The organism is Streptomyces sp. NPDC057486 (genome assembly GCF_042802415.1).
GTDB classification, from domain to species: Bacteria; Actinomycetota; Actinomycetes; order Streptomycetales; family Streptomycetaceae; genus Streptomyces; species Streptomyces yanii.
On sequence record NZ_JBHVEE010000246.1, the window covers coordinates 1 to 6,454 of the forward strand.

5 protein-coding genes are annotated in these 6,454 nt (G+C 69.0%); all 5 read left to right on the forward strand.

The window, feature by feature from the left end:
• Positions 1-35: 35 nt before the first annotated feature.
• Positions 36-1,289 (forward strand): 3-phosphoshikimate 1-carboxyvinyltransferase, encoded by a 1,254-nt coding sequence (aroA, locus tag ACFU6I_RS47325; protein WP_384380457.1) that lies wholly within the window; start codon positions 36-38, stop codon positions 1,287-1,289.
• A gap of 610 nt (positions 1,290-1,899) precedes the next feature.
• The gene (locus ACFU6I_RS47330) at positions 1,900-2,232 is read left to right on the forward strand and encodes a hypothetical protein (RefSeq protein ID WP_384380451.1); all 333 of its coding nucleotides are present in this window, start codon (positions 1,900-1,902) and stop codon (positions 2,230-2,232) included.
• A gap of 1,178 nt (positions 2,233-3,410) precedes the next feature.
• The gene (gene dxr / locus ACFU6I_RS47335) at positions 3,411-4,664 is read left to right on the forward strand and encodes a 1-deoxy-D-xylulose-5-phosphate reductoisomerase (protein WP_384380460.1); all 1,254 of its coding nucleotides are present in this window, start codon (positions 3,411-3,413) and stop codon (positions 4,662-4,664) included.
• Positions 4,661-5,971, forward strand: a complete 1,311-nt coding sequence (locus tag ACFU6I_RS47340) for a M50 family metallopeptidase (protein ID WP_384380454.1) — start codon at positions 4,661-4,663, stop codon at positions 5,969-5,971. The genes dxr and ACFU6I_RS47340 overlap by 4 nt, the downstream gene beginning before the upstream one ends.
• A gap of 319 nt (positions 5,972-6,290) precedes the next feature.
• The coding region (locus ACFU6I_RS47345; protein ID WP_356646833.1) for a flavodoxin-dependent (E)-4-hydroxy-3-methylbut-2-enyl-diphosphate synthase at positions 6,291-6,454 on the forward strand (164 nt) is incomplete at its 3' end.

A 6,454-nucleotide genomic window follows, 5' to 3' on the forward strand; every position in this document is an offset into this window, starting at 1 on the left:
GCCCGGCCGTGTGCCGCACGGCAGGATGGGATCCCGTGACCGTCATCGACATCCCCGGTTCCAAATCCGTCACCGCACGCGCCCTGTTCCTGGCTGCTGCCGCGGACGGCATCACCACCCTCGTGCGCCCACTGCGCTCGGATGACACCGAGGGCTTTGCCGAGGGCCTTTCGTCCCTCGGTTACGAGGTCGCGCAGGAAGCGGACCGCTGGCACATCGGGGGCCGCCCGGCCGGACCCGCCACCACCGAGGCCGACATCTACTGTCGCGACGGCGCCACCACGGCCCGCTTCCTGCCGACCCTTGCCGCAGCCGCAGCCGCAGCCACCGGCACGTACCGCTTCGACGCCTCCGCGCAGATGCGCCGCCGCCCACTTGCCCCGCTCACCGAGGCCCTGCGTACGCTCGGCGTCGAGCTGCATCATGAGGCTGTCGAAGGCCACCATCCGCTGCGGATCGTCGCCGCCGGGATCAAGGGAGGCGCACTCACCCTGGACGCGGGGCAGTCCTCCCAGTACCTGACCGCACTCCTGATGCTCGGGCCGCTGACCGCGGAAGGACTCCGGATCACCGTCACCGACCTGGTCTCCGCCCCGTACATCGAGATCACCCTCGCGATGATGCGCAGCTTCGGCGTCGAGGTGGCCCGCAGCGGCCACGACAACAATGTCTTCACCGTGCCGCCCGGCGGTTACCGGGCCACTACGTACACCGTCGAACCCGACGCCTCCACCGCCGGCTACTTCTTCGCCGCCGCAGCCCTCACCGGGCACGAGGTCACCGTCCGCGGCCTCGGGACGGACGCACTCCAGGGCGACCTGCGGTTCGTCGACGTGCTGGGCCGCATGGGCGCCGATGTGCGCACCACTGCCGATTCCACAACCGTCCGCTCCGGTGGCGAGCTCTCCGGCCTCACCGTGAATATGCGCGACATCTCCGACACCATGCCGACGCTGGCGGCGCTCGCCCCCTTTGCCTCGGGGCCTGTGCGCATCGAGGATGTCGGCAATACCCGGGTGAAGGAGTGCGACCGTCTGGAAGCCTGCGCGGAGAACCTCCGGCGCATGGGCATCACCGTCGATACGGGCCCCGACCGGATCGAGATCCACCCCGGCACACCCCGCCCCACCGAGATCGCCACCCACGGCGACCACCGCATCGTCATGTCGTTCGCCGTTGCCGGTCTGCGCGTTCCCGGCATCACCTACGACGACCCGGGTTGTGTACGGAAGACGTTCCCGCAGTTCCATGAGGCGTTCGCGGATTTCACGGATCTCACGAACCGTTAGGGTTCCCGGGCCCACGCCACCCGTGGGAGATTTCATGTTCACGCCGCCCACCCCCTCTGCCGTCAGCTCACCAGAAGCCGAATTCCGGAGTTCGGACGGGCGAAGAAGCCGACGCATGGAGCGGCTGCCTCACCTGAAGCGGGTCCGAGCGGAAGCGCCTGTGTGCTCACCCCGTGACGACGTAGCCGCTCCGGGAGTCCTCGACGCCTGAGCATGGGGGCGCCATCACCCGGACTGCCTGAACTACCGACGTCGACCCGGCGAGCGGAGCGCGATTGCGTGCGTACGTGAGTGATTCGCATGACCACAGCTTCATCGATCACCGGCCGCCGACGCCCCTGACGAAAGTAAGGAAGGATCCTGACGAAGGGTCACTGTCCGTGGCGGCAACGGTCCATGATGCTTCTGTGGTCGACGGAGCGAGCCCGGACCACGGGCATGCAGCACAATCGGGCATCGGGCGAGACCTGATCCAGAACGGCAGAACCAAAGGGACATGGGGACCGGCAGCGAAATGGGGGCAGCGATGTTCGGTGTGCGGGATCAACGTGGGCGGCGGCGTCGAGCGCCGGCCGTGATGGTTGCGGTCGTTATGGCCCTGGGTGCGGGCGTGTGCAGCAACGAGGAGGCGTCCGGTCGGTCCGACGACTCGAGGAAGGGCACGTCCTCTGCGGCGGCGCACGCGCCGAAGACGCTCACCGAGGCGCAGCTGAAGGCGGTCGCGTTCACCGAGGGCCAGGCCGTCGGTGAGTACACAGCTTCCCCCTGCGCACTCGACGGTCCGCCCAGCGATGCGTGCACCGCAGATCCAGCCAGGTGTCAGCCGCACGTCAGCCTCGCGGGCGAGGGCAGTGACTGCGCCCCGGCCGCACAGGTCATGGACATGGGCGGCATTCCACAGGACGTCATGGCCGCGCAGTGGGCGAAGTTCCGCGCATCATGATCTCCGCACTCGCCCAGTTGATCCGGCACGCCCCCACTGCCGTCGTCCCGGCACTGCTGGACCGTCTCGAAACACAGCAGCGCGAGGAGCTCCTCGCCGGCCACACCACGACACCGGCCGTCGTCGAGTACGTACTCGACGGCGGAACCACCGGCGATCGAGTCGCCCTGGCGCGCAACAGACAGACCGAACGAGGCGTACTGCTCAGGCTGTTGGAACACCAGGAGTACGAGGTGGACCGAGCGGTGTATGCCCACCGGCGTACCACCGGCATCATGCGTCGTGCCATCGCTCCTGCCGCGCATGTACCCGAGCTGGGCACCCGGGAGCTCATCTCACTCTTGAGAGGCCATCAACGCGTTCGCCATGCCCTGCGGATCCTGGACGCTCCGCACCGCCTCCACCTCGGTCTGCTGGTGGCCGAGCACCGGCGTGAGCCACTGCCCCCGGGCGCCGTCGAAGCGCTGATCCTGAGCGATGAGTGCCCGCGCGAGGTGGTGCTCGCGCTTCTCGACACCCGGGGGACTCGCTCGTACGGCCGCTGGTGGTACCGCCCGGCCGTGCGAGCGGTCAGGACCGGCGCGATCACCCCCGCCGAACTGGTCCGACACCATGCCCCGCTCGACCGCACCCTGCTGCTGCCCACCGTTGAGGTACGGGGAGGGCTGCGGTGGAACGACGCCGAGCGGGCTGCGGTGCAACGCGAGATCGACCGCGTCCTGTCCGTGCCCGACGAGGGTCGCCGAGGCGCCGCCCGGCCCCGTGGTCGCGACCTGGCACGCCTTGGCGGTCAAGCCGACCGGGTCAGGGACGCCGCAGTCGCGGACCTCGCACACATCGAGGGGTGGTCGCAAACGGCCCGGCGCAAGCAGGCTCTGGTCGCAGGCCTGCTCACCGGCGACGATGTGATCCTCCACGGCGCACCGGCGCTCCGGGCCCTGGACGAGAGCTGGTGGCTCGGTCACCTGGAACGCTTCGATCTGCCCGGAGCCGTCGAAGCCGCCCATGCTCGCGCCACGGCGCTCACCCGTGCCGCCCTGGGCGAGGACGTCGACGCCTGGTGGGCCGCCGCCCGGAGGCTGCCGGAATTCACAGGAACACTTCCTGAGCTGCTCCTCCCGGAGGTCTCCGGGGACGCGCTGTCCGCCTGCCGGGCCGATGCGGCAACAATGGGGGGCATGAGCGACAGCCCAGCCCCCCTCGCCGACCCGCACCTCGTCTTCGACGCAGTGGAAGGACGCCGGGATCTCGTCATCCTCGGCTCCACCGGGTCCATCGGCACCCAGGCCATCGACCTGGTGTTGCGTAACCCCGACCGCTTCCGCGTCACCGCGCTCTCCGCCGCGGGCGGCCGGGTTGCCCTCCTGGCCGAGCAGGCCCGGCAGCTGAGGGTGCGCACCGTGGCCGTTGCCGCGCCGGAGGCGGTGCCGGCCCTGCGCGAGGCGCTGCGTGAGCAGTACGGGGCCGGTGAGCTGCTGCCCGAGATCCTGGCGGGGCCCGACGCCGCCACGCAGCTCGCCGGGAGCGACTGCCACACCGTGCTCAACGGAATCACCGGCTCGATCGGTCTGGCCCCCACGCTCGCCGCGCTGGAGGCGGGCCGCACGCTCGCCCTCGCCAACAAGGAATCGCTGATCGTGGGCGGGCCGCTGGTGAAGGCCCTGGCCAAGCCGGGCCAGATCATCCCGGTCGACTCCGAGCACGCCGCGCTCTTCCAGGCGCTCGCCGCCGGCACCCGGGCCGATGTCCGGAAGCTTGTCGTCACCGCATCCGGCGGCCCGTTCCGGGGACGGACGAGGAGCGAGCTGGCGAGCGTCACACGCGAGCAGGCGCTCGCGCACCCCACCTGGGCCATGGGCCCGGTGATCACGATCAACTCCGCCACTCTGGTCAACAAGGGACTGGAGGTCATCGAGGCGCACCTTCTCTACGACATCCCGTTCGACCGGATCGAGGTCGTCGTCCACCCCCAGTCGTACGTTCACTCCATGGTGGAGTTCACGGACGGCTCCACCCTCGCCCAGGCCACCCCGCCGGACATGCGCGGACCGATCGCCATCGGCCTGGGCTGGCCGGAGCGCATCCCGGACGCGGCACCCGCTTTCGACTGGTCGAAGGCGTCCACCTGGGAGTTCTTCCCGCTCGACAACGACGCCTTCCCGTCCGTGGGCCTGGCCCGACACGTAGGAGCGCTCGGCGGCACCGCGCCGGCGGTGTTCAACGCCGCCAACGAGGAGTGCGTGGACGCTTTCCTGTCAGGACAGCTGCCGTTCAACGGAATCATGGATACGGTCACGGCGGTGGTGGCCGAACACGGCACCCCTCCCACGGGAACTTCACTCACGGTCGCAGACGTCCTGGAAGCGGAGAGCTGGGCACGGGCCCGGGCTCGGGAACTCTCGGCGAAAGCGACAGCGGAGGCGCGCGCATGAGTATTACGACGGTCCTGTTGACGATTCTGGGCATCGTCGTCTTCGTCATCGGCCTGCTGTTCTCGATCGCCTGGCACGAGCTGGGACACCTGTCGACCGCGAAGCTCTTCGGGATCCGTGTCCCGCAGTACATGGTCGGCTTCGGTCCGACCATCTGGTCGCGGAAGAAGGGCGACACGGAGTACGGGATCAAGGCGATCCCGGCCGGTGGCTACATCCGCATGATCGGCATGTTTCCGCCCGGTCCGGACGGACGGATCGAGGCGCGCTCCACCTCGCCGTGGCGAGGAATGATCGAGGACGCCCGAGAGGCTGCTTTCGAGGAACTCGAACCGGGTGACGAGAAGCGCCTCTTCTACACGCGCAAGCCGTGGAAGCGCGTGATCGTCATGTTCGCCGGACCGTTCATGAACCTGGTCCTGGCTGTAGCGATCTTCCTCGGTGTGGCGATGACCTTCGGCTTCCAGACGCAGACCACCGAGGTCGCGGGCGTCCAGAAATGCGTGATCGCGCAGAGCGAGAAGCGGGACAGCTGCAAGAAGAGCGACCCGGTCTCGCCCGCGCAGGCCGCCGGACTGAAGAAGGGCGACAGGATCGTCGCCTTCGACGGTCAGAAGGTGGACGACTGGGCCACGCTCTCCGACCGCATCCGCGAAACCATCGGCCCGGCCACCCTCACGGTCCAGCGCGATGGCCAGGAGAAGACCCTCCACGCCGTGCTGCAGAAGAACTCGGTGGCCAAGAAGGACTCCAAGGGCGAGGTGATCCCCGGCAAGTACGTCCCGGCCGGGTATCTCGGCTTCGCAGCCCAGACCGAGATCGTTCCGCTCTCCTTCAACGACTCGGTCGTCCGCATGGGCGACATGATCGAGAACGGCGTCGACTCGATCATCGCCCTCCCGTCCAAGATCCCGGACCTGTGGAGCGCAGCCTTCGGTGACGGCGAGCGAGCGGCCGACTCCCCGGTCGGCGTCGTGGGCGCGGCCAGGATCGGCGGCGAGGTGATGACGCTGGACGTCCCGGCGACGAACCAGATCGCGATGATGCTGTTCCTGCTGGCCGGCTTCAACCTCTCGCTGTTCCTCTTCAACATGCTGCCCCTGCTGCCGCTCGACGGCGGGCACATCGCGGGAGCGCTCTGGGAGTCCCTGCGCCGCAATGTGGCGCGGGTCTTCAAGCGCCCCGACCCCGGCCCCTTCGACGTGGCCAAGCTGATGCCGGTCGCCTATGTCGTCGCCGGTGTCTTCATCTGCTTCACCCTGCTCGTCCTGGTGGCCGACATCGTCAATCCGGTCAAGATCTCCTGACGGGCCCGAGGGAGGGCCGGCCCGAGACATGGGCCGGCCCGGAGCGTCGACCGGTCCGGCGCGCCCAGGGGCCCGGCGTCTGCCCGGCCTGGCGCGTCGGCCTGCCACGCGTCGCGACGGACGACCCCGGCGCGACAATCGGGCGGATCGAGCCCGGTGAACCACAGGCGGTGACCAGGCGTACATCTGATGCCGGGTGCCTCTGTTTGTACGGACTTCGGGATGCGGTGTGCTCCGGGCTCCCCCCGGTGCCGTAACCTCGAAGGTCGGAGCCCGCCGATCTCGGGACCTTGATCCACACCTTGGGGATGCTCAGCGCATGACTGCGATTTCTCTCGGAATGCCGTCCGTTCCGACCAAGCTCGCCGACCGGAGGGTCAGCCGCAAGATCCAGGTCGGGTCGGTGGCGGTCGGTGGGGATGCGCCGGTGTCGGTGCAGTCGATGACCACGACCCGTACGTCGGACGTGGGTGCGACGTTGCA

What these genes read in the sequence shown, in the direction of transcription:
- dxr (WP_384380460.1), top strand. Translation starts at nt 3,411, where the DNA reads ATGAGCGACAGCCCAGCCCCCCTCGCCGACCCGCACCTCGTCTTCGAC.
- ACFU6I_RS47340 (WP_384380454.1), top strand. Translation starts at nt 4,661, where the DNA reads ATGAGTATTACGACGGTCCTGTTGACGATTCTGGGCATCGTCGTCTTC.